A 22630-nucleotide genomic window follows, 5' to 3' on the forward strand; every position below is an offset into this window, starting at 1 on the left:
CCAGGCCAAAGCGGTGCCATCACTTCTACTAACAATAAATAGAAGCGAGTAAACCGGAAATATTGAAAGTAAGCCCCATATACCTGAGGGAATTCCACTTAGCCTTAATGAAAGCAAGACTTGATAATAATCAGGTCTCTACGACCGTTGCTTAAGCTGGTAACTGGTTAAGTAAAATTCCTGTCCATAAGAAAAATTGCACTCAACTAATAAGTAAAACCAAAATGATAAAAAATCTTACCGCTCTGTCTCTTGGTCTGATGCTAGTCGGCTGTACTACTACACCTTCACAACCGGATACCAACCACTGCCAGAAACTGCAGCCACTTACCGTCAGCGACTATGCCCGGGTACTATCCTACCCTGATGCTGATAAGTTTCCCCTGCCTAAACGGCTGTATTCACCGGATTATCCCCGGGCATTACTGATCAAAGGGATCTCCGGCAAAGCAACGGTTCAATATGATGTGTTGGAAGATGGCACCACAGCCAATATCAAGGTTGTTGCAAAAACCCATTCAAAGTTCGGCAAGAGTCTGGAAAGAGCTGCAGCCTGCTGGAGCTTCGAGCCCATAAAAGAAGCCCGAAGCCTGCAGCAAAGTTATGAGTGGTTTGCACGCTGAATAACCACCTGTTGCCCTGTCTGCCAGCACTTACAGGGACGCAGACTGATGGCCCCTGCCATCGATATCCCGGAATCATTCCTGACTGTAATCCGACAATATAATTCAAGACAGGCAATACCAAATCCTGCTAGAGTTCCCGCCTGTTGTCGACACAATCGACTCATGATGCTGCCATGTTGGAGAAGTAGTAATGGAGCAGGAAACAGCCCTCAAGCTGCTGGAAGCACTGGAACTGTTAAATAGTAATATGCAAAACTTGGCATACCTGCTGGGGTTTATTCTGGCCGGTATTCTGGCTATGGGCGTTGTGAGCATCTGGGTTGACCTGAGAAGCAAAAAACAGCAAGACATTGCTAAGACAGCCAGTCTTCAGGAGACTCAGGAGCATAGCCCCGAGTTTGACCCCGTCCGTGCCGAAGATCTGTATGCACGGGGACAGGTCGAAGAACTTATCACCTACTGCGAAGCTTTCCAGCAAGAGTACCCCAATGATGTCCAGATATACTGGTACCTGGGACTGGCTTACTTTACCCGAGACGAGATGAGTCAGGCCAGAATCAATTTTGAACAGGTCATCAAAATAAACCCTAACTGGAAGGATCCTGTCAGCGGTTATCTGGCAGAAATAGAAAGCACTGATAACAACTACTTGCCGCGCTCATTGTCACTGCAATAATCAGGAGGCCTGCCCGGCTCAGGAAAATCAACATTGGCCCGGGCTCTTGCCCGGGAAACCGGTGCGGTGTATTTGAGCATTGATACCATTGAACAGGCAATCCGGTTTACCAAATAAATATCACCACCAACGGCGCAGATGATCACGAATTCCGGCTTTACCCCTTGCTGCCCTTGGTGAGGCCCTGTTTATCGCTTTGAAGATAAGGCTAGCTAATGAAAGCAGGTGAGAAATAAATATTATAGATGCATTTCATTTTCTCTTTGGCTTTAACGCACTGAAAGCAAGACTTGGAGGGGATGACATATATGTATCCCAAAAATTGTTATCTTTCTCATCCGGATTTAAAAAAGGTCCAACCCATCGGAATTCTTCAAATCCAGCCTCACTGAATGCCCACGCATAAGTTTCGGACTTATAAAAATAGCATTGAAAATCAAAACACGATCCATCTTCATTAATCCATTTATAGAGAATTTTATCGCCCTCCTTTATTTCAGATGAATATACTTTTTCAAATCCATATTTTTTATATGACGGCACCATTTTTGGAAGATATTTGGCATTTTCATTGTAGCCAATAAATCTGCCACCAGGCTGTAATAGACTAAACGCCACTTTCACAAGTTTGAGAAGCTCATCTTTATTCTGAGCGTAATTCAAGAGGTAGATTGCTATTACCAAACTGGCTTTCTTTGAACACTGAATTTCAGCAACATCCTGACGTATATAGTTACATCCCAGTGGGTATGTGCGTTCATTTTCTTGTGCCAGATTGATCATTTCGGATGAAATATCAATACCTGTAACAGATATGGCACCAGCCTGCCTGATTTTACGAGTGTAAAACCCATCGCCACATGCAAGATCATAAACGGTTTCATCACAAACATCGCCTAAAACTGAGAACAATGTATATGTTTCAATACACTCTCTGAAACCCAGATTTTTGGACTCTCGATAAAGCCTGGCGATAGAATCATACTGATCATTGAGTGTATTCATAAAACTGATGCTACTTAATGTCTTTAATGCTCAACTCAATTGACTGCTGACACTTCCGAAATCAAAAAACAAAAACTTTACTACCATAGATCAGATCATCTATAAATTTAATCCCATTAGCATTTTATAGGCTAAAAAACATCTAAATCAGAATCAAATGAATCATAAAAACTCTTTGACAGAGTCGCTGCCGACTTATTTGGCTCCTTCAATGATATGCCATTTTCCTTCCGGCAATGAGGGCACTTTGCAGCAACAAGACTGCCACATAGTTTATCAGCACATTCAAAACTTTACCGCCTGTTGTTGACACAATCGACTTATGATGCTGCCATGTTGTAGAAGTAGTAATGGAGCAGGAAACAGCCCTCAAGCTGCTGGAAGCACTGGAACTGTTAGTGGATATCTGGCCGAAATTGAAAGTGTCAGCAGCAACTATCCACCTCACTCACTGTCATTGAAATAGAGCCAACAGCCAGTCCTGCAGGCATTTAATGAATGCCTGCGTCGCTGAAATCCAGTTGGTATTCGTTATGTTTCAATAACTGGAATGCATCATACCCTCTCAGGGTTCGAGTTTTTTCGTTGAAATAAACCAGATTACGACATGAGAGTTCGCTCAGCCTTGCTTCATTAAACGCCTTGAAATAATCCTGCCGCCGCATTATCAAATGATAGTTACAGCCTGCCCTGGCCAGTGCCTGCCGCACCTGTTGCGGAGTTTCAGAGATAATGACTATCAGGGTGCCCTCTGACGCATAATCCTGCTGTATTTGCGGCCATTGCGCAGCCAGCTTTGCAGGGGTAAATGCCTCGCACACATCCACCAGCATCAGGTGTTTGATTTCAGAATTCGGTAAATGACAAACCCTGATTTCGTGCTGAGTGCGATATTTCGGGCTCCTCAGTTTGAATACCTCGGTCAGGTGACCCCCGGGGTTAAGTACTTCGTAATCCTTTCGGTCTTCCCTCCAGCGCATTTTATTGAAGCCATCCTTGCTGTCTTTGGCCAGGCAGAGGCAGACATCTTCATCCCACCCGGAGGCCATCATCTTGAAGTCCTTAAGATAACTGACCTCTGGCCGCTCAAGCGTGCTAAAGCCACGTTGTATCGAGAGCAGGCCACATGTAATCAGACCCGACTCGTCCACCCATCGCTCAATAAACGGCACAGAAAGTGTAGCGCTGCCCCATATGACTGTGTCTCCCTCCTGCAACCAGTCTCTCTCCAATAACTGTCTTTCCGGAACCAGATCTTGCTCCAGAGTTTTCCAGAACCGGGTAGGTTCTCCATGAAACAGATGCTGTTGAATTTCCGGTTCGATACCAATTCTGGTAACAAGCCCGTCAATTTCAGTATCAGGCAGACGTATGGCATGGAGTGGAAGATGGATATCGAGACCCCGGCCTTTTACCAGTACCAGTCTGTAATTTCTGACAGGATCCTCACTCTGAGTGGTTGGAAAAATTCCGGTTTCAATTCTTGACGTATGTGCCGCAACATACAGCTTTGAAAGATAGTGTCCCTTGCAAAGCGGGGCCTGCTGATTAAATTCAGCGGGAACAGAAATATCGATTATTGCCGCCCCTCTGACCCGATCCGGAATATTGTCATAAACCAGTACCTGCATATCGGCCAGACTGGAAGTATATGCATCGGGGGTTGCCGGCACTTTTATCAATTGGAGCCTGAACATCCAGTTACAGCCAGCCATCGGATAAGTGTGCTGCCCCAGGTCAATACGGGTTCTGATAATACCTTCGGCAGCAATAACAGGCACCGACGGTATAAAGCCTTTATGATAGGAACAGTCCTCGTTATCTTGGGCAAAAATCAGGATTTCATAGGTCCCATCTTCTGCAACTTCAAGATCCAGATCGAGCATCATGCCATCATAAATAACCCGGCCTTCGAAGCCTTTCACAGGAGGCATATGATCATCTACAGCAGATGAAATTAACGCTCCCAGAAAAGGAACAGGTGTCGGGTTCGCTACAGAATAATGTTTGTAAGAGTCTTCTTCCCCGACAGGCGTCGAAAAATCAAACTGATACTCAATGATGCGACCAATTTCAGCCTGTAGCGGCTGAACAGCTGCCAGAGTTAACAGGCCTGCTATCAGGAGGGTGTTTCTAAAACCTTTGATACATGGAACATCACCCACCGTCGATGACATCTGGGCTGCTAATCGGGTTAACCTCATCAGAATAATTCCTTGCTCTACTATTTTTTAACATTTCTAACACTGATAGTTTGAGCTTTCTCCTGAGGGGCAGTTCCAGATATATTTGCTATAACTACCAATAATAGTAATAACAACAAAAAAATCAGGATAGAAAGAAATAAATCCCCCCACCCTCCTTGATCAAAGGTAATGGTTACCGGCTGGCCTATTGAGTTGAAGCTGGAATTGCAGCTATGGCATGGGTTCAGCCAAAGCCATGCCTGTTCGCGATATGGCTGACCCAACTATGTACTTGATCTGGTAAAACACCGACATACTGTATTAATATACAGTACTAATAATTTTCCTATTGAAAGTATGTTTTTTCAACCTCACAAAAGGAGCGCTGCTAATGACCAAGGGCCAGTGCCACTGTGGCAATATCCAGCTCAAAATCCCTCATCTGACAGAAACCGGCACTAGCTGCACCTGTTCAATCTGTTCCCGTTATGGGTCGATTTGGGGTTTCTTTACCGATTCGGAAGTTGATGTCACCATCGGCGAACAGGGTATGTCATCCTATTGCCATGGCGACAAAATGATCGAGTTTAACCGCTGCAATCAGTGCGGCTGTATGACTCATTACACGTCAACAGCTCCGGGACCTGATTCACGGGTAGCTGTCAACTATCGAATGTTCCCTGCCCTGGCATTAAAACAGATCCGTATCAGGGTATTTGACGGTGCCGATACCTGGCAATATCTGGACTAAACCCTTTCTTAATTGAAGCCAGATGCAAAATCATCACTACGCGGGTTGTACCGGTTAAACAGAGCAGAATAATCAATGGATCTGAAAGCACTACAAGACCATATCAGACAACATGATTTTACGCCTGAGCAGGCACAGGGATATTTTCTGAAACTGGTTGAAGAAACCGGCGAGCTGGCACAGGCTCTGCGCCACAATAAATCCGGCCAACCCGGCATGGAAGACCTGAAAGGTTCGGTGGCAGAGGAACTGTATGATATTCTTTATTACGTCTGCGCCCTGGCCAATATCCACGGCGTGGATCTGGAACTGACCCACCAGCTGAAAGAGCAGTTAAACAAGACAAAATATAACCGTTAGCTCACTCAAACCTGCTCCACTTCTGTTCACTGCATACACTGATAATGACAATAATATGATTCAGGTAAACACCTCTGTAGTTTCCGGTGTCGCTCTTTCTGAAATTGATGGCGAACTGAAAATTCTGTTGATGAAACGTGCCAAAGAAGGCTTCTGGTGTCATGTCGCCGGCAAGATTGAAGGTGATGAGACCGGCTGGCAGGCTATTATCCGCGAATTCGCAGAAGAGACCGGCATCAAGGTCACTCAACTGTATAATGCAGAATACTCCGAGCAGTTTTATGAGCCTGAAAAAGACCGGTTTATGATTATTCCGTCGTTTGTCGTATGGTGTGAACCGGATCAGGCAGTGTCCCTCAATCCGGAACATACTGAGTACCGCTGGTGCACACTGCAACAGGCGCTAGAACTGGTACCATTTCCTAATCAGGAGAAATATTACCGGCATATATGGCATTACTTTGTCGATAAAGCGCCTTCGGATTTCATGCAGATCAAGCTGCCTTAACATCAGCCTTCAATCAATCAACAACAAGAATCCGCGATGAAACAAGCAGTAATTCTTCTCGCTATTTCCGGCCTGCTGGCCGGTTGTGTTAATACAGGTTCTGGTTTAAAACCTGGCTATTGCTATAAGCAATCTTACAAGACTTACAATACTGAAGAGGCTATTACTTGGACTTCAGCATCCGATACCACAGTGGAGGTATTTCCAAAACGGATTACCTTTCCCGTCTATCCGGCACAGGCCATCATCAAAGGTATCGAAGGCAAGTCAAAAGTACAGTACGAGATAACAACTACCGGTCGAACTGACAATATTAAGGTACTATCAAGTTCATCCCCGGCCTTTGGCAAGTCACTTGCTCGTTCAGTAAGCTGCTGGGAATTCCAGCCTGTAGCAAAACCGGTGACCATGCAGCAAGACTATGAGTGGGTGCTCGAATAATATTCAAGGCCTGATCACGGGCGTTCATATCCGGAACGCCCTGGATACTATTTTATTCCGTTACCCGGGCAACAATCTTTCTCACAAAAGGCGCCACAACAAAGACCGCAGGAAATGCTACTGGCCAGGTTGTCAGGCAACTTTTCAGCCACAACATCAGAAAGTCCGGTTGCAGTCCCTGGGAAGTGAACAGTACAAAAGCAGAAACAATAGCAACCATAATGGCTGACAGCAGTCCACTAAACAGCAGATTGGCAAAACGTGATGGTATACGCATGGTATTCTCCCTGTTGTTATTCAATTATTCCCGCAAAGCTGAAGATTGACTGTATTTAAAGCAGCTATTTAAAGCTGCAACAGCCACTTACAGCCCCATCCCGAAAAATAGAGCCCCAACCCGAACACACCATGAGTGATGATGCTTTGTAATCGGGCTGCAGCAGGATTCGGGGTTTTACTGGCAGCAATACCCGCGCCCATTCCCGGCTGCATAATCAGAAACGGTGCCAGTACTGTTCCAATTCCTACCAGCAGCGCAGTTATAAGGGTTGGATGGTGAAGCCATTCACTACCTGCAATAAAGATAAGTAACGCGGCAAAGCTGATGCCAATAAGATAATGAGCGGCCCACCCAATCAGATGCTCTGCCGGAATCTCAGCACTTTTTCCAATCGTCTGATGAATGAAACGGCCACGTGGAATATGGCCGATCCAGCGCCCGACCATGCCATAGTTTGGAAAGGCCTGCCCCAGTAAGTATTGCCGCAGCAGGCACCAGATATCCATTACGACCGTGGCACCAATACCTGTCAACAGCACAGCAATAATCAAATTCATACGCTCCCCCTTTATTTGTTTTCCAGAGCTTGTATTGATAGCGTACAACTTCAAGTCGACTTGAGGTCAAGGGGAAATTCATGGATATATCTGAAGTGGTTCGTCGCTCGGGCCTGCCCGCTTCGACCCTGCGATACTATGAAGAAAAAGGGCTGATTCGCTCCACCGGACGACGGGGATTACACCGGGTATTCAGTCCAGTAGTTCTGGAACAACTGGCCTTGATTGCCCTGGGTCGTACCGCAGGCTTCAGCCTGGATGAAATTCAGGTGATGCTGGGTTCCGGGGGAGATCTTCACATTGATCGGCAAATGCTGAGCAGTAAAGCTGATGAGCTCGACACCACTATCAGGAAGTTGACCGCGATGCGTGATGGCCTGCGCCATGCCGCGGTCTGTAGCGCTCCCAGTCATATGGAATGTCCGAAGTTCCGCCGTCTTTTAAATCTTGCGGCTGCCGGGGCTATTGGTGAAAAGAACACGCGTAACCTGAAGTCCAGTCATCTGAAAACAGGCAAAAACTCGAATAAATAAAGCAACCGCAAGCCTTTATCCGCTTGCACAGCTTTTTTGATATCACCTGAATCCAGCTGCGTATTACCTGCGTACGTATGGGTATCAGCATCAGGAAACAACATATATGTTACCCATGGGCACTATTATGACCACCGCGATGGTCATCGGCCTTGTCAGTGCAGCACCCTCCCCGGTCAATAAAATATTGCCGGACAGTGTCCGGAAAGTTTTACGTAGTCTGGTGATACTGGCCGGTTGCTGGAACGTATTCTGGTATTCACTGCAACACCTTGCTGAGTTTTGGGGACAGGCAGCGCTGGTTTCCGGACTTTTGATGCTGGTGACAGGTTTTTATATTTTCGGAGAGCAGCAATTACCGGCGGTACTGCGTAAAGCAAGACCCGTCGTATTGTCAGGGTTACTGTGTTGCGCCCTGCTCTACGGCATTACTATTTATCAGCTTTAATCCTTTTACTGATTTATTAAACACCCGACACAGGATTTGTTATGAGCTCTGCAATTTTTTCCCAGCGTCACCACTGGCAACAGGCCGTCGATCAACTGGCTGCTGATACCGGTCTACACTCCATCCTGATTATGGAATCCCTGCCGGACACCATGAAAGTTGTCTGTGCCAATGGCAGCCAGGATATTTATCATGAAGGCGATGCCGGTCCGAAAAGCGTTCAGCCCGGCTGTCATGAATTGTATTGTGAGCGGGTGGTTAATACGGGCGAGGAGCTGTTTGTCGCTGATGCTGCCATTGATGATGAATGGAAAGGCAATGAAGATCTGGTCAAGTTCGGGCTGGGTGTTTATCTGGGTTTGCCTGTACGTCAGAACGGTGAAATTGTCGGCACTGTCTGTGCCCTGCATGATCAGCCGTTCGATTTTGAAGCGGGTGAAGTCAGCACAAGGGAACGTCTGTATACATTACAGCAGCAGATTGAAACCCGGCTGGCAGCAAGCTGATTCAGTAAGACGGGTGTTAATCATCTGATAAATGCCCGTTTTGTTTCTCTGCAGAAAGTTTCGAAGATAGCAATCTGACCGAATCGTCGACCACAAGACAACTTTTATTTGGTTTGTTCTGATCATCTGGGTAGACAAGAATAACGGATCTTTTTTGGCTCATTACATGGATATCCTTGATCGCTGAAATAAAGTCCCCTTCGTTTGTATACAGGGCCCAGACAGCCTTGGGTAGCAGCATGCTATCCAGCAAACGAAGTTTGTATACCGTATCAAATTCCTGAATCTCAACTTCCGTGGCAATGTCCACATCCACATTATTTAAAACAGAAAAAGCGATCCCCTTGGCATCACAAAGATACCAGGTCGGGAACAGCAGCAGGGAAGACCCAACCAGACGTACTCGGTGAGATTGCTGGTTTAATTCGATCTGGCCATCATACAGAATACTGCCTCCAGCATTAGCCAGCGCTGTTCTCGTGACAAGAGCAACAGCCACAATGAAATAAAACAACAGGTTATAGGCTTTTAATACAATTCCGAAACACCGAGACTGGGCATAAACCATAGGCCACCCTGACAGTTGTTTTCACAATGGAGAATCGGCTACAGCCAGAACTGATCAGCTCGCAATTTATTGTAGAAAAAGACTGTAAAGCCCGCCCGGGAATGATAAAACACAATCAGCATGGTAATCTGCCAGCCGCAACACAATAACAATAAATAACAATAAGGAAGTATTGATGGCTTATTTCAAAAAAGCCCTGACCTGGCTTGCCTGGTTTCCACTGATTTTGCTGGGTTATTTTCAAAAAGCCCCCTACTTCCCCGAGAGCCCTTCCCTGCCCCTTGCCGACCAGTTTTATTATTGCGCTATTACCGCCGGTTTACTGCTGATTGCACACCTGCTGGTTTCGCTGCGCATCAATACCATAGCTTTGGGTGTTTATTGTTTTCTGCTGCTGCAAGCGGTTGGTTTCCAGCTTGATGTCAGCTGGGTCAGTCAGCTGCAGCTGTTGTTGCTTGAATCCGGCATGTTCGCCGTGATTGCGATCACCGCGATGGGCAGAACCCTTTTGTCCAGCCAGGGCTGTCTCGATAAGGAACTGTCCCGCTGGGACCACACCCGCACAGCATCACTGGTCATTGTACTGGCAGCCACCGTCGCCTTTATGGTGTCCTGGCAGTTCCGGGGTAATGTCCTGTTTTCGATTTATATCCCGTTACCGCTACTGCTCTATCTGCAGGGTATGCTGCAGACTGCCTTTGACCGTAACCCGCTGAAAGTACAGCTGTCCTGAGAGAACTCCCGTTACGCCAGAGTCATCACATCATGAAAATAACAACCGCGAGCCGCAACGATCTGCAACAACTGGCCGAAGTACATATTCGCTCATGGCAGCAGGCTTATCAGGGGCTGGTTCCACAGCAGGTTCTGGATAATCTTGATCCCGTCCAGCGGGCAGCCAGCTGGGAAAAACGACTGGGAAGCACTGACAGCCATATTCTCACCGCCCGTGACGATCAGGGCATCACCGGCTTTATTCATACCAGCCGCTGTCGGGATGTTGATCTTAATCCGCAATCCACCAGCGAAATCACATCAATCTATCTGCATCCGGATTATTTCAGGCAAGGTATCGGTACTTTATTGTTGAACAGTGCCGTTGATTCACTCCGGCAGGCCGGCTATCAACAAGTCAGCCTGTGGGTACTGAGCCGCAATAGCAATGCCCGTGCCTTTTACCACAAGCATCACTTCGCTACCGATGGTCAGGTTAAACACCTTACCCGGTTGCAGGCAGATGAAGTGCGCTATATCCGTTCAATCAATTAAACCTTTATTGACAGTAACTTTTGACCAGCAGTGAGTCCAAAATGATCAGACCGTTCGGCAAGACCGCAGTAACCCTTGCCATGATGATGACGCTGAGTGGCTGTGCCACCAATACTACTAAACCTGTCACTTTTGACCCGGCCCATTGGAAAACCGATGCCGAGCAACAGCGGCTGACCCGGGCCTATGCTGAAATCCCTGCTGTCGCCAGCCGCTGGCACCCGGCGATTAATGACTTTGCCAACCAGTGGCAGCAAACAAAGCAATACGATCAGGCAATGACACTGGTGACAGAGGCGGCCAATAACCTGTGGCAACAGGCCAAACAGGATATGCGCAGTCGCGGTGACTACGATGATCGCCCTTTGTACTGGGCCCGGCTGGGCTTTAACTGGGTTATTGCCAATATCCCTCCCGGCTTTGTTGTAAACGACTTGCAACGGAGTGCAATGCTGGAACAATTTGAAGAAGTCAGTCGTGGTCGCCAGGATCTGGCCTTTACAACCAATGCACCACTCAAAATTCTGATTACCGGATTTGATCCGTTCCTGCTCGACCGCAATATCAGTCAGGGTAACCCTTCCGGTCTTGCTGCCCTGGCACTGGATGGGCAGGTTATTGAGTATCAGGGACACAAAGCTGAAATCAATGCGGTTATCTTTCCTGTACGCTACGGCGATTTTGATGCCGGTGAAGTCGAAAGTCTGCTGACACCTTTTTACACCGATAATACTGTCGATATGGTGGTTACCATCAGCCAGGGCCGCACCGAATTTGATCTTGAGCGTTTTCCTGGTAAGCGACGCAGTGCTGGTGCACCGGGCAATCTCAATATCTACACCGGTGCCAGCAGTCGTAATCCAATTATCCCGATGCTGAACCAGCAACCCCTGCCCGGTCCCGAGTTTGTTGAGTTCAGTTTGCCTGTAGCCGCTATGCAGCAAGCTTCTGGTGAATACCGGATCAATGATAATTACCAGGTGACTACGTTGGAAGATGGAGAGATTGAAGCCGCTTCACTGGCACAGTTGGAAGGCAAGACCGCTGTTCGTGGCGGTGGTGGCGGTTACCTGTCGAATGAAATCTCCTATCGCAGTATCCGTCTGCTCAATCATCTGGGGTCAGCTATTCCAACCGGCCATATTCATACGCCGATATTAAGGGAATCAACACCGGAGCATGCCCGCCCAATTATTGAACAGATTACCGGTATGCTGCAGCGGGCACTGCCGAGCCTTCAAACGCCATCAAAATAATATATTCCGGACAGAATCAGGGGGAAAACAATGTATCAGGGCAGCTGCCTGTGTGGCGCAATCAAGGTTGAAATCGACGGGCCCATTACCGATATCATTCACTGCCATTGCTCATTGTGTCGCAAATCCAGCGGCACCGCATATGCAACTAATGGTTTTATTCAGGCTGAAAGCTTCAAGGTCATCGACCCTGAGCAACAGTTGGGGTATTTTGAGCGCAAGGAAGGTAGACGTCGTCACTTCTGCGGTAACTGTGCGTCACCGGTTTACAGCTCCAGTTCGGCTGACCCGGCTCGCTACAGAATACGACTGGGGATTCTTGATACACCGATCCGTGAACGGCCGATATCCCATAATTTTGTGACCTCAAAGGCGGACTGGGAAGATCTGGATGCAGCGCTACCCCGTTATGAGCAGTACGAGCCTTCTCGCAATAAGTAACGCAAAATCAAGGGGTTGCCACCCCTTCTGAAACCGGAATAACAACAATAAAGACCTGTCATATGGATATTGAATTTATTCCCGTTGATCTGTCACAAAGCCTGACGCTTTGTATGCAATTCCGAAAAGATGCCTGGGTTGCCAGCTTTGGCACAGAGCAGGGGTTTTCAGAACAGGAAACACTGAACTGGTTTCACCGTTTGATCAGCAATCACCCTGCCGGTTTCCTCCATATCCGCTGGCAGGGGCAAATTATTGGCCAGGTTGAGTTCCAGTCCGGTGTCGAGACCAGCGACGGTCTTCGGGCTGGCTATATCAATCTGTTTTACCTGCTGCCTGAATTCCGGGGCACCGGACTGGGGCAGCAGTTGCACGACAAAGTTCTTAAACAAATACAGGCTGACCGCTGTGATGGTGCCATGCTGCGTTATATTCCGGGGAATCTTCGAGCCGAGCGCTTTTATCTTAAAAATGGCTGGTATCCGGTAGGTGAGCCTGAAGCCAAACGCGGTCAGTTAATGCGACTGGATTTTGAATCAAACCAGTAAGCCTGCAAAAAACAACTCATTCCGGGGGGAAATAATGATAACAAGATCCGCCACTGTCGATGATGCTCCTGCCATGCTGGACCTGTTCAGGGATCTCGATTCAGAAACTCAGTTTATGCTGTATGAACCGGGCGAACGCACCACCACACTTGAACAGCAGCAAGAGATTATTCAGGACTTTATCGAATCACCATCCAAAACCATGCTGGTTGCAGTCGACGAGAGCTCGAATGAAATAGCCGGTTTTACCGTCGGTATCGGCAATACCAAAGCTCGTAACCGCCACAGCGTTTACTGTGTGATTGGCCTTCGCCAGCAATATACCGGACAGGGTGTCGGCAAACAGTTAATCGACAAACTGGAAAACTGGTCCAGGGAGCGACAGCTGCACCGAATGGAGCTGTCAGTGATGGAGCATAACCACCGCGCTATTAGCCTGTATCGCAAGTGTGGCTTTCAGTCCGAAGGGATTAAACGGCATGCGATCAAAATCGATGGGCAGTTTATCAATGAGTACCTGATGGCCAAGCTGCTGTAGATCAAACCAAATACGCTGGCCAGTCATACTGACTGGCCGTAACGTTACCTGCTATCCAATGCCCCCTACTTCCACCGGATCAGACTTTCCTGTTGCGGGAGATTGAACACTTCCCTGCCCGCCATATCATTGATAATCACGGCCGAGCGCCAAGCGGCCAGACTGAGCTGAGGTTCTGCAATACCATGAGAGTGCATACCCGCATTCACCGCGTAAATCCTGTTTTCAGCCGGGCCATTCCACTGGACTCTGAACTCAGGTGACAAGGTAAAGCGGCCTGAGTCATCCAGTTCCAGTTCCGGCATCAGCGGCTCGAGATACTGGGGCAGTTTATGTTCGAAACCGGTACACAGAATTACTACGTCAGCCTGCAGTCGCTCATCGCCACCACTCAAGGCATTTTCCAGGCGCAGATCCAGCATCTGGTTTGATTGCTTATCCATACCCGTCAAAGTACGGTCCGGCAGCAGTTCCCAACGGGTAGTCTGGTCATCAAACAGATATTTCCTGTCGTACAGCTCACGGTACAGTTCCTGTAGATACAGCGGAGTAATACCATCACTGGCCAGTTTCTGACGGCGGACAATGGTTTCCCTTCTGTCGGCCGGCAGGGTCAGGAACTGGTCGACATATTCCGGGGTAAACAGCTCATTGGTAAATGGACTTTCATCCAGCGGTTCAAAATTGGAACGACGTGATACCCAGCTGATTTCAGTCGCGGTGCCCCACTTCTGGCGCAGGGCATTCAGGAAGACTTCTGCGCCGGTCTGACCACCACCCACAATGGCAACCCGCTTGCCTTCCAGATTAACCGGTCGTGCAGCCAGTTCACTGGCGTGGAAACAGTTGTCGCTGATATAGGGTCTGGCGCATGAAGGCAGGTGCGGTACCTTGCCGGTTCCCAGACAGATATTATTTGCCCGGGTCAGTTCATTATTCGCCGAACGCAGCACAAAGTGCTCACCATCAAAGCTGACCTCACGAATCTCGGAATCAAACTGCAATGATTCAAGCCCGGCCGCCACCCAGCTCATATAGTCGACAAACTCATGACGACTGATAACCAGTTTTTCAGTGGAGAGGAACTGATAGAAGCGGCCCTTTTCCACCAGGTAAGAGAGAAAACTCCAGCGACTGGTTGGTTGTACCGCGGTTACCATATCCTTCAGGCAGGATGTCTGCATATGGGCGCCTGGCAGCATCAACCCCGGATGCCAGCTGAATTGTTTTTTAGCATCAAAAAAGCTGGCATTGATTTCCGGTTTGCTGTCCAGCAGCGCGGCAATACTCAGGTTAAACGGGCCCACACCCAGTCCGGCCAGATCCAGTGCCGGTTGGTCGTTGTATTTGGTCAGTTGCATTATTGTTGTTCCTGGAATTATTCCCGGGTCAGTGCCAGCGGATTAATCAGATTGGTTCCCAGCTCCGGAACCGGACGTTCGGCATCATCGCCATAGCCCAGCCGGAAACGAACCCGGTTAAGGCAGACCCGGGCAATCTCCGGGGTAAACAGATCAAACAATTCAAACCGTGATTTCAGTTCCGGGCTGGCCGTCATATAGGCCGCCAATTGCTGACCCAGCAGCTGATAGAAACGGTGCTCGGAATAACCGGTTTCAGCCATTACATTGGAGATAAACCGCAGCACGGTCACAAAGTGACCGGTTTGCAGATCATGAATCAGATATTCAGCCGGTAGTCGTACGGTGACTGAACGCACCGATTCCGACAGGGTTTCCAGCTCAGGAAAGTCCTGATTTACCAGGCGCAGATCCCCCTGGAAGTCCTTTAATGCCACCTTTACCGGAATATTGTTCTTTAATACCAGGGTCACATTCTGGCCATGAGCCACCAGCCCGACACCATACTTACACAACAGGTGATACAGCGGAACGACCACAGCATTAAACAGCTTGCTCAGCCATTCATCAGCACTTAAACCGGACTGACGAATATATTCGTTAATCAGTGGTTGGCCATTGCCATCCTTCTGGAACAGGGTCGCCATCAGAACAGCCTGTTCATTGTCGCCGGTTTTGCTGTGAACACTGTGACGCCAGATACAACCTAGCATCTCATGATAACGGTACGGACCATCCTTTACCTGACTATGCAGCGGATGGGGATAGAAGGCACCTGCCGGTTCTTCCAGAATGATTGCCCCACGGGATGCCAGTACCGGATCATCTGCCGCAATATCTGCCAGCCAGCGGGACAGCTCCGGGCCGGCGGTAATATAACGTCCCGGAATACCGCGATAGCAGGAGGTATTCAGAATTGATAGCGGCAGTTTGATATTCAGCTGCTTCGGCCGTGCACGATTCGACAGGGTACGCAGTGACTGCTGCGGCAACATCGGGTCACCAAAAGCACCCAGATGGATAATACGACCGGCAGCAATTTCTCCGGCAAACAGATTGACCAGTTTATTCTGCCACTGCCAGGGATGTACCGGCATCAGGAAGAAGCGACTGCGATCAACCTTCAGCTGATCACAGAGGCTGTTCAAACGCTGCTGCTCGCTTTGATCCAGCACTGCATTGATCAGTTGTTGTTCATCCAGCTCTTCAATCAGTGCCAGTTCACACTGTTCACGATCCAGCGCCAGCCATTCAAGCTGAATATCCGGGCGGAATTCAGTGGCATAAGCCTGATAATCCTCCAGTCCCCAGCCCATTCGACCTTTACTGACGGTCACTTTCGGGTGGCCGTCCAACAGGCACTGCAGCTCATCATCGGGCAGGCGGATCATATCGGCGGCAGTCATGGCCTGATAGTTTTCATGCACCTGCACTTCCGCCATCAGAGTATTACCCAGCTCTTCCAGAAAGTTGCACATGGTCGCTGAACTCATACCCAGTTCGGCGCGGGCATCCAGAAAGAACTGACTGGCATCACATGAATCGGTTTGCTGCCCCTTCTGATCCAGTCTGATAATAGAATTCGGCTCTACTATCAGCTGATCCCAGATACTGGTCCAGCCGGAGAACTGATATTCAGTACCGCTCTCCAGTGTCAGCTGATACCGGCCAGGCTCAATCTCAACCGGAGTCAGTACCTGCTCCCAACCCAGTTCATTAAAGGTTTTTGCCAGTAGTCGTCGATTAACGGCAGGCCAGTGTTGTTTGATCCGGTCCACCTGACTCACAGCTGAACCTCCTGAAAGAACTGTTGACGTTGACAGTCAACCAGTGCCGCCCGCTTATGGGGGAAATCAAATTCTTTCACGAAACGCCACGCAGCCGGCGCCAACAGTTTCATTACCCGGCTGTTATCTGCTCTGGGTTCACCCACCAGTCGCATAGTGCGCGGATCATCAAGGTACAGGAAATGGCTGATGGCACAGGTCCATGAACGGGAGTAACGCGGTCCCAGATATTTACGATTGCCTACCAGCAGATGGAATCCACGATCCCAGGCCTGACAGTCATAGTACGGCGCAATCCGGTCTTCCATGGCCCAATACACTTCCATATAACCGAAAGGTTCACCATTAAAGCAACCGACCAATGGCCAGGTACGGCGATCTTCGAGCAGGGTCTGAATATATGTTTTCAGTTCTTCCTTGCTCTGGTCCATTTCCCAGAATTCCGCGACACGTGACTGGTTCATCCACTGATGAAACAGTTCAAGATCCAGTTCCGGGTCAATGGTTCTGAACGACACTACCACGTCACTCTTGAAGTCATAGCGCTGGTAAACCGTGCCTGCCGGTTGCTCCGGACGCAACGGGTGGGCTGTACCCTTGTCGTTTTCAGTCCAGATTTCAGGGAACGTCCGCTCCTGCAGATGCGGTAGCCACAGTAACGGGTTCTGGTAAAAACCGGTACGGAAACAATTGCCCATTCCGGTTTTGGAATCGATCGTATGCACCAGACCGGAGTTCACACCCAGCTCCGGCGCCAGTGTGATCACAGACACTTCTTGTGAGTGGGTAAAGAGATAATCCAGTGCGGCAGCCAGCAGATGCACAGGCTCCACTCCCGTCAGATCTGAACGGTTTAACAGATCCAGTACCGGCTGGTCATCACCATAAACCTTCAACGCCAGAGAGTTATCGTTATCACTGACAATCAGCTCACCATTACCATAAACCTTCAGCGTGATACTGCCATTATCTTTCCATGGCAGATTAAATTCAGTTGTATCAGTCATTGTTCTTGTTACTTTAAAGTCATTCTAATGCTGTGATTCAGGCGGACTGCAGCAGTGGATTCTTCATGGCGTGATAGATCGCCAGTGGGTCATTCAGGGTGTTTTCATTCAGGTTGTTAAAAGCACAGTAGAAGTTGCCCTTGGACCATAACTCGGGGCTGTCGAGAATATATTCGAGACAGCTTGCATCCCGAGGTCTTGAATCCCGCAGCTTTTCCAGAAACAGTCTGAATCGGTGCAGCAGACGCTGTTCACCAATAGCGGGGTCGGAACCCAGCGCACTGATCAAGCCGAAGGTTGAATTAATAATCAGGTAATAGGTAAACAACCGGTTACCCAGATTTGCTTCAACATGATGCTCTGGGCTGTCTTCCGTTTCCTGCTTGTCGTGACCCAACAGGCTTCTGGCGACATGGCTGTAGCCGGTACCCTGACAGTCCCGGAACCAGGCCTTGCGCGGGTAGCCATCTTTCAGGTTGATCAGAATGTTCTGCTGATGGGCACCAAACAACAGTCCGTAATTACTCTGGGCCATCATCAGCGGTTCCACGACGGCTCGCAGATATTCATGGAACCATTTGTCAGCCACCGTACTGACGGCAACACCTTCTGCCGCTGCCAGCTGCTGCACCCGGTTAATCACCCGGGGATCACCGCACGGATTATCCTGAGTGAGCACAGCCATAAGCTCGGTATCGTTACAAATCTCATCACTGGAGAATGGATTCTCCCTGAACACCATCATGGTTTCCGGCAGTACTTCACCATCCGGGCCCTTGATGGCCGCATGCGCCGGCTCGGTCAGAATATCGAAGTCTGGATAACTGGCACGAAACTCTTTGCCGACCTCGGTCTGATATTTCACCTGATGAATCTCCTTGCCACGAATCACTTCCTTTGGCAGCAGGTGACGCATGGAGTTGGTCAACCGAACACTCAGTGAGTACTTCAGCATAAAGGAGGCATGCGGTGCATAGACGGAACGCACCGAGGATGTTGCCCGCCATTCACTGCCATAGACACCACAATCAACCAGTCTTCCATCTGCCAGCAACTGCTGAAACCATGGCGTCGCCAGCCATTGTTCTGCCTGCCAGGGGTGGGCCGGAATTAGAGTATGGCCGGACGGTATTTCACTGATAATCCTGTCATCAAGCTGGGGATCTTCCTGTGCCAGTTGCCGGGTCAGTTCATCAAAGCTTTTCTCGTGAACACTGTCAGCTTCCAGCAACGTGCTGTCGACAGTAAACCAGTGTAACCTGAAGCCACGACCAAACTCTGGAACAAACTGTCGAGCATCACCGGCTGTCATCTGATCCCGGCTTTTTGGCGTCGGGTGTACCGAGTGACCGGCCAGCAGTGACTGTTCCGAGTTCTGGAAACAGGTTGCCGAGGAATAAATATCAGACAGCTCTGATCTACGTTCACGCAGTGCCGTGGCAGTATTTTCAATACTGCTGGAAACACGACTCAGGAAGATCGACCGGGCCTGATCATCAACCGGCCACAGTGACTGGCTCTCGGAAAGAATCTGTACCAGCTCGGGAAATGTCAGGGTTCTTTTGATTTGCTGCTTGCGGTTACCCAGCAGCAACGGAAAAAGAAACCGGTGGCGCCCACAAACTGACTGGTGCTGCAGACAGATATAAATCACATCTCGGGTATTTTTCACCGGAATGGAAATAGCCGCCCGGGCCTTGCTATTAAGTTCACTATCAAGCTTGCTGACAGCCTCTGCCGGTACCCAGGACCATCCATCCCACTCACGCAGAAGAGCGTTTAAAAAGCAGCCGGCTCCCAGCTGCTCGGCCCATTGCTGAACTGAATTCGGGTCATAGCTGACCTCTTGCTGACACACTTTGACTAGGCTCCTGACGGCAACTGTTATTTTTGGAAGAGCTTTTCTGCTCGAAGCTAATGACCAGACACAAAGAGGATTTCTTTGAAAAGGCAGCGCTTTTTTTTTAGCAGGTAGTTATATCGCGTTGCATACTAAATAAAAATCGTTATCATTTGCAACAGTGTCGTGTAAGTTTGTTGCAATGAATAAAAATCAAATCAATCCCGGCGGTAGTGATTTGCTTGCCGCTACCAGCGCCGATTTCCAAAAAAATGAACCCAACAGCCAAAAGACAGCAAAGATTAGCCAACTGACTCGAACAGGATGTTATCTTGCAGTTTTATTACTTGGGATGGGACAGGTATCACTGCTGATTTGCCTGCCTGTTTTTGTGGCTAAAACCGGAATCGGTTATGACATTTTCGCAGCACTGGTCGGACTGGGAACCTTTCTGTTTATTTTTGCCGCACCTGTATGGGGAAAAATCAGCGACACACATAGCAGAAAACTACCCGTCGTCGTCGGGTTGCTTGGCCTGATAGCCAGTAACGGGCTCACCGTTTTTGCGCTGGAAAGTCTGGTCAGGGGAAGTATTGATCAACAGTCCACTATATTGCTGATGTTGCTTGGACGGATTATTTATGGACTGACGGTTGCCGGTCTCTACCCCGCAGTGCAGGTCTGGGTATCAGAGTCCACCCTGACTTCTGCCAAAGCCATTGAACTCGGTCGGGTCACGGCATCCATCAGCATTGGCAGATTAGTGGGGCCACTGCTGCCGTTTTTCCTGTTGCCACTGGGTTTTACAGTGCCGCTGGCTATCTTCGTGATGCTTGGAATACCGGTTTTACTGATAGTTCTAGTGGTAAAAGCACCCGATAGAACGCCCGACCAGCAACACACAAGTAAACCTGATCAACCCGATAACCGACAAATGCTGAAAAGTATCTGGCCGATTACTTTGCTGGCCGTATCTGTCACAACTCTGTTTGGCATTTTGCAGTATCTGGCCGGCCCTATTCTGCAGCAACGGCTGGGTTATACCGCCACAGACGCATCTCAGATGCTGTCACTGATGATGACTGCAGCAGCCTTTGCTACCTTGTGCGGCCATTTACTGCTGAAAAAGCTGGCTGGAGCCCGCCCCGTCAATACATTGCTGACAGGTGGTTCGCTTTTGCTCGGTGGATGCCTTGCTATTCTGGTTGCCGGAAATATCTATCTGCTGTTCAGTGGCGTACTGTTGAGTGCCGCTTCCGTTGCATTGCTGACACCGGTTTATACAACGTTGGCCATGAACCGGATCGAGTCCCGACAGGGTGCTGTAACCGGGCTATTAAGCACTGTACATACTACGGGTTACACTCTGGGTGCGCTGATTGCCGGGCTGATCGGAGCGCAGTTTATGGCTTGAGCAGGGAACGTGTGGCTGCATTCTTGATACATGGCAAAAGCCATTGAACTTGAACCTGCAGCCATTCACACTGCATAATCCGGAGTGATAAGAGTAGTAAAAACAATAAAAAGATAGAATGAAGATAAAAGAAAAAACCTACCCTCAGACCTTTACCGATAGATATCTTCTACCGTTGCTTCCCGGTATTGCTGTAGGGCTGGCTCTATTTCGAGACGATATCGCTCCTTGGTTCATGGCCGTTTGTCTGTGCTCAGCATTGATTCTTTATATTGCACATGTGATTTATAAACGGAAGAACGCCAGATTCGACAATGTGTTCGAGATCAGCGACAACAGAGTGATCTGGAGTTTTAATCAAGTGCAGCCCTCCGTCTCAGTCGATCTGGACAAGATCGACACCATTAAATATGGCAAGGGGTTTATGTGGTTTGGCGGACGTTATCCCTATGCAAGGGAAGTCTTTTTTCCAGAACGGCACCGTACTACCGTGCTGCGTGTGGTGGCGCACCTGCGACAGAAGTATCCCGATATCACCTTTGCAAAAATATAAGTCGTGCTTAGCATAACAAGCTAAAAAACAAGAATTGTATGTCTGACGCTATATTTACCGAACGGTTGCACTTGCGCCCATTCACTGTTGCTGATGCTTCCAGGGTACAACACCTGGCTGGCGACAAAAGGGTAGCGGAAATGACGGCCAATATTCCTCACCCCTACCCTGATGGAATGGCCGAAAGCTGGATCAGCTATCACAGAAAAATGATGACTGCAGAAAAAGCACTGATTTATGCCATTACCCTGAAAAATTCCGGAGAACTGATCGGTGCCACAGGTCTTCAACTTGACGATAATAACGGCGCCGAACTGGGTTACTGGATTGGCGTTGTATACTGGGGCAACGGCTATTGTACTGAAGCAGTTAAGGCCCTGATTAAGCAGGGTTTCAGCCGGCTACCTCTTGCGACAATTTATGCCCGCCATCTGGCTGACAATATTGCCTCGGGGCGAGTCATTCAGAAATGTGGATTCCAATATCAAGCCATACAGGATGAGTTCCTGAAAGGTAGTCCCCGACAGATTTGTCATTATGAGCTGACCAGCACTGCATAGCCAAGGTAGTCAACCATGGCTGTTCATTATTACCGGGATAGTTTATAAAGCAGCTCAGAACAACAGCAAATCCAGAATAGCAATAACAAACAAAGGGGCTGCCAATGGCGACGACCAACCGGGGGTTACTGCTGGGTGGGTACAGCAGTCTGGCAATCAGTCTGTTGCATCTGCTGATGATCATTGGCGGTAGTGACTGGTATCGTTTCTTTGGTGCCGGTGAGGCTTTTGCTCAAATGGCAGAGTCCGGTTCACTTTACCCTCACTTTGTTACTGCCGTTATTGCCGGTATTTTTGCAGTCTGGGGAATGTATGCCCTGTCTGGTGCCGGTGTTTTCAGACTGCTGCCTCTTACCCGCTGGGTTCTTGTCATTGTTACCGCCATTTATCTGCTAAGGGGCCTGAAAGGTATTCCGTTAGTGTTGTTTGCCGATCATCCCTACCTCGCCGAACTGGGCGACCGCATGCTATTTATGCTGGTCTCTTCCGCCCTTAGTCTGGCACTTGGCATCATGTACCTTGCCGGTACCCGCCAGTTATGGAAATCATAAACCTGACCACGGACGACTGAGACTCTCATTTAATAACAAGAAAGTGACCTGACCTGTGTA

At 48.8% G+C, this 22630-nt stretch carries 29 protein-coding genes; 20 read left to right on the top strand and 9 right to left on the bottom strand.

The window, feature by feature from the left end; translation table 11 throughout:
• Window positions 1–224 precede the first annotated feature (224 nt).
• The 3 genes from ACYZZ0_RS04235 (at window position 225) to ACYZZ0_RS04245 (ending at window position 1419) form a co-directional block, all read left to right on the top strand.
• Complete coding sequence (locus ACYZZ0_RS04235) at window positions 225–623, top strand: TonB family protein (protein ID WP_461535334.1); 399 nt, start codon at window positions 225–227, stop codon at window positions 621–623.
• A gap of 193 nt (window positions 624–816) precedes the next feature.
• Entirely contained in the window at window positions 817–1302 is a 486-nt protein-coding gene (locus ACYZZ0_RS04240) for a tetratricopeptide repeat protein (RefSeq protein WP_461535335.1), read from the top strand.
• A gap of 9 nt (window positions 1303–1311) precedes the next feature.
• Window positions 1312–1419: an AAA family ATPase gene (locus ACYZZ0_RS04245; RefSeq protein WP_461535425.1), complete on the top strand. Its 108-nt coding sequence runs from the start codon at window positions 1312–1314 to the stop codon at window positions 1417–1419.
• A 135-nt stretch (window positions 1420–1554) separates the two neighbouring features.
• Here the strand turns inward: ACYZZ0_RS04245 and ACYZZ0_RS04250 are convergent, their stop codons facing one another.
• Both ACYZZ0_RS04250 and ACYZZ0_RS04255 read right to left on the bottom strand, forming a co-directional pair.
• On the bottom strand, window positions 1555–2307 hold the full coding sequence (locus ACYZZ0_RS04250) for a class I SAM-dependent methyltransferase (protein WP_461535336.1): 753 nt from the start codon (window positions 2305–2307) through the stop codon (window positions 1555–1557).
• A gap of 491 nt (window positions 2308–2798) precedes the next feature.
• Window positions 2799–4511: a hypothetical protein gene (locus ACYZZ0_RS04255; RefSeq protein ID WP_461535337.1), complete on the bottom strand. Its 1713-nt coding sequence runs from the start codon at window positions 4509–4511 to the stop codon at window positions 2799–2801.
• Window positions 4512–4884: 373 nt separating this feature from the next.
• Here ACYZZ0_RS04255 and ACYZZ0_RS04260 point away from each other — a divergent pair, with 373 nt between their 5' ends.
• From ACYZZ0_RS04260 to ACYZZ0_RS04275, 4 genes are all read left to right on the top strand, one after another.
• Window positions 4885–5244 (top strand): GFA family protein, encoded by a 360-nt coding sequence (locus ACYZZ0_RS04260; protein ID WP_461535338.1) that lies wholly within the window; start codon window positions 4885–4887, stop codon window positions 5242–5244.
• A 75-nt stretch (window positions 5245–5319) separates the two neighbouring features.
• Entirely contained in the window at window positions 5320–5604 is a 285-nt protein-coding gene (locus tag ACYZZ0_RS04265; protein WP_461535339.1) for a MazG nucleotide pyrophosphohydrolase domain-containing protein, read from the top strand.
• 55 nt (window positions 5605–5659) lie between these two features.
• A complete protein-coding gene (locus ACYZZ0_RS04270) occupies window positions 5660–6112 on the top strand; it encodes an NUDIX hydrolase (RefSeq protein WP_461535340.1) in 453 nt (150 codons plus the stop codon).
• 36 nt (window positions 6113–6148) lie between these two features.
• Entirely contained in the window at window positions 6149–6553 is a 405-nt protein-coding gene (locus tag ACYZZ0_RS04275; protein WP_461535341.1) for an energy transducer TonB, read from the top strand.
• Between the two features lie 52 nt (window positions 6554–6605).
• Here the strand turns inward: ACYZZ0_RS04275 and ACYZZ0_RS04280 are convergent, their stop codons facing one another.
• Both ACYZZ0_RS04280 and ACYZZ0_RS04285 read right to left on the bottom strand, forming a co-directional pair.
• Window positions 6606–6830 (bottom strand): DUF2798 domain-containing protein, encoded by a 225-nt coding sequence (locus ACYZZ0_RS04280; RefSeq protein ID WP_461535342.1) that lies wholly within the window; start codon window positions 6828–6830, stop codon window positions 6606–6608.
• Window positions 6831–6898: 68 nt separating this feature from the next.
• Window positions 6899–7390 carry a DUF2938 domain-containing protein gene (locus tag ACYZZ0_RS04285; RefSeq protein WP_461535343.1) on the bottom strand — a complete coding sequence of 164 codons (492 nt, stop codon included), beginning with the start codon at window positions 7388–7390 and terminating at the stop codon, window positions 6899–6901.
• A gap of 80 nt (window positions 7391–7470) precedes the next feature.
• Here ACYZZ0_RS04285 and ACYZZ0_RS04290 point away from each other — a divergent pair, with 80 nt between their 5' ends.
• From ACYZZ0_RS04290 to ACYZZ0_RS04300, 3 genes are all read left to right on the top strand, one after another.
• A complete protein-coding gene (locus ACYZZ0_RS04290; RefSeq protein ID WP_461535344.1) occupies window positions 7471–7923 on the top strand; it encodes a helix-turn-helix domain-containing protein in 453 nt (150 codons plus the stop codon).
• A 106-nt stretch (window positions 7924–8029) separates the two neighbouring features.
• Complete coding sequence (locus ACYZZ0_RS04295) at window positions 8030–8371, top strand: hypothetical protein (RefSeq protein ID WP_461535345.1); 342 nt, start codon at window positions 8030–8032, stop codon at window positions 8369–8371.
• A 41-nt stretch (window positions 8372–8412) separates the two neighbouring features.
• Window positions 8413–8877, top strand: coding sequence for a GAF domain-containing protein (locus ACYZZ0_RS04300; RefSeq protein ID WP_461535346.1), 465 nt, complete (start codon window positions 8413–8415; stop codon window positions 8875–8877).
• 16 nt (window positions 8878–8893) lie between these two features.
• Here ACYZZ0_RS04300 and ACYZZ0_RS04305 read toward each other — a convergent pair whose 3' ends face one another.
• Window positions 8894–9445 (bottom strand): hypothetical protein, encoded by a 552-nt coding sequence (locus ACYZZ0_RS04305; RefSeq protein WP_461535347.1) that lies wholly within the window; start codon window positions 9443–9445, stop codon window positions 8894–8896.
• A gap of 175 nt (window positions 9446–9620) precedes the next feature.
• On the opposite strand from ACYZZ0_RS04305, the gene ACYZZ0_RS04310 reads away from it, so the two are divergent.
• The 6 genes from ACYZZ0_RS04310 (at window position 9621) to ACYZZ0_RS04335 (ending at window position 13497) form a co-directional block, all read left to right on the top strand.
• On the top strand, window positions 9621–10178 hold the full coding sequence (locus ACYZZ0_RS04310; RefSeq protein ID WP_461535348.1) for a hypothetical protein: 558 nt from the start codon (window positions 9621–9623) through the stop codon (window positions 10176–10178).
• Window positions 10179–10210: 32 nt separating this feature from the next.
• Window positions 10211–10714 (top strand): GNAT family N-acetyltransferase, encoded by a 504-nt coding sequence (locus tag ACYZZ0_RS04315; protein ID WP_461535349.1) that lies wholly within the window; start codon window positions 10211–10213, stop codon window positions 10712–10714.
• Between the two features lie 41 nt (window positions 10715–10755).
• Window positions 10756–11970, top strand: coding sequence for a hypothetical protein (locus ACYZZ0_RS04320; protein WP_461535350.1), 1215 nt, complete (start codon window positions 10756–10758; stop codon window positions 11968–11970).
• A gap of 30 nt (window positions 11971–12000) precedes the next feature.
• A complete protein-coding gene (locus ACYZZ0_RS04325; protein ID WP_461535351.1) occupies window positions 12001–12411 on the top strand; it encodes a GFA family protein in 411 nt (136 codons plus the stop codon).
• Between the two features lie 62 nt (window positions 12412–12473).
• Entirely contained in the window at window positions 12474–12959 is a 486-nt protein-coding gene (locus tag ACYZZ0_RS04330; RefSeq protein WP_461535352.1) for a GNAT family N-acetyltransferase, read from the top strand.
• A gap of 34 nt (window positions 12960–12993) precedes the next feature.
• The gene (locus ACYZZ0_RS04335) at window positions 12994–13497 is read left to right on the top strand and encodes a GNAT family N-acetyltransferase (protein ID WP_461535353.1); all 504 of its coding nucleotides are present in this window, start codon (window positions 12994–12996) and stop codon (window positions 13495–13497) included.
• Window positions 13498–13562: 65 nt separating this feature from the next.
• On the opposite strand, the gene ACYZZ0_RS04340 is transcribed toward ACYZZ0_RS04335, so the two are convergent.
• Genes ACYZZ0_RS04340 through ACYZZ0_RS04355 form a run of 4 tightly spaced genes read right to left on the bottom strand, consistent with a single transcriptional unit; the run spans window position 13563 to window position 19510 of the window.
• Window positions 13563–14858, bottom strand: a complete 1296-nt coding sequence (locus ACYZZ0_RS04340; protein WP_461535354.1) for a lysine N(6)-hydroxylase/L-ornithine N(5)-oxygenase family protein — start codon at window positions 14856–14858, stop codon at window positions 13563–13565.
• 17 nt (window positions 14859–14875) lie between these two features.
• On the bottom strand, window positions 14876–16645 hold the full coding sequence (locus ACYZZ0_RS04345; protein ID WP_461535355.1) for an IucA/IucC family protein: 1770 nt from the start codon (window positions 16643–16645) through the stop codon (window positions 14876–14878).
• Window positions 16642–17652: a GNAT family N-acetyltransferase gene (locus ACYZZ0_RS04350; protein ID WP_461535356.1), complete on the bottom strand. Its 1011-nt coding sequence runs from the start codon at window positions 17650–17652 to the stop codon at window positions 16642–16644. Before ACYZZ0_RS04350 ends, ACYZZ0_RS04345 begins: the two co-directional genes overlap by 4 nt.
• Window positions 17653–17689: 37 nt before the next feature.
• Complete coding sequence (locus ACYZZ0_RS04355) at window positions 17690–19510, bottom strand: IucA/IucC family protein (protein WP_461535357.1); 1821 nt, start codon at window positions 19508–19510, stop codon at window positions 17690–17692.
• A gap of 184 nt (window positions 19511–19694) precedes the next feature.
• Here ACYZZ0_RS04355 and ACYZZ0_RS04360 point away from each other — a divergent pair, with 184 nt between their 5' ends.
• The 4 genes from ACYZZ0_RS04360 to ACYZZ0_RS04375 all read left to right on the top strand — a co-directional run bounded on the left by ACYZZ0_RS04360 (window position 19695) and on the right by ACYZZ0_RS04375 (window position 22570).
• Window positions 19695–20906, top strand: a complete 1212-nt coding sequence (locus ACYZZ0_RS04360; RefSeq protein ID WP_461535358.1) for an MFS transporter — start codon at window positions 19695–19697, stop codon at window positions 20904–20906.
• 118 nt (window positions 20907–21024) lie between these two features.
• Window positions 21025–21459 carry a hypothetical protein gene (locus ACYZZ0_RS04365; protein ID WP_461535359.1) on the top strand — a complete coding sequence of 145 codons (435 nt, stop codon included), beginning with the start codon at window positions 21025–21027 and terminating at the stop codon, window positions 21457–21459.
• A 38-nt stretch (window positions 21460–21497) separates the two neighbouring features.
• Window positions 21498–22019 (top strand): GNAT family N-acetyltransferase, encoded by a 522-nt coding sequence (locus tag ACYZZ0_RS04370; RefSeq protein ID WP_461535360.1) that lies wholly within the window; start codon window positions 21498–21500, stop codon window positions 22017–22019.
• Window positions 22020–22123: 104 nt separating this feature from the next.
• Window positions 22124–22570: a hypothetical protein gene (locus ACYZZ0_RS04375; protein ID WP_461535361.1), complete on the top strand. Its 447-nt coding sequence runs from the start codon at window positions 22124–22126 to the stop codon at window positions 22568–22570.
• The last annotated feature ends 60 nt before the right edge of the window (window positions 22571–22630 follow it).

Origin of the sequence: Spongorhabdus nitratireducens (assembly GCA_947387575.1) — a bacterium.
Taxonomy (GTDB): Bacteria; Pseudomonadota; Gammaproteobacteria; order Pseudomonadales; family Endozoicomonadaceae; genus CANDOC01.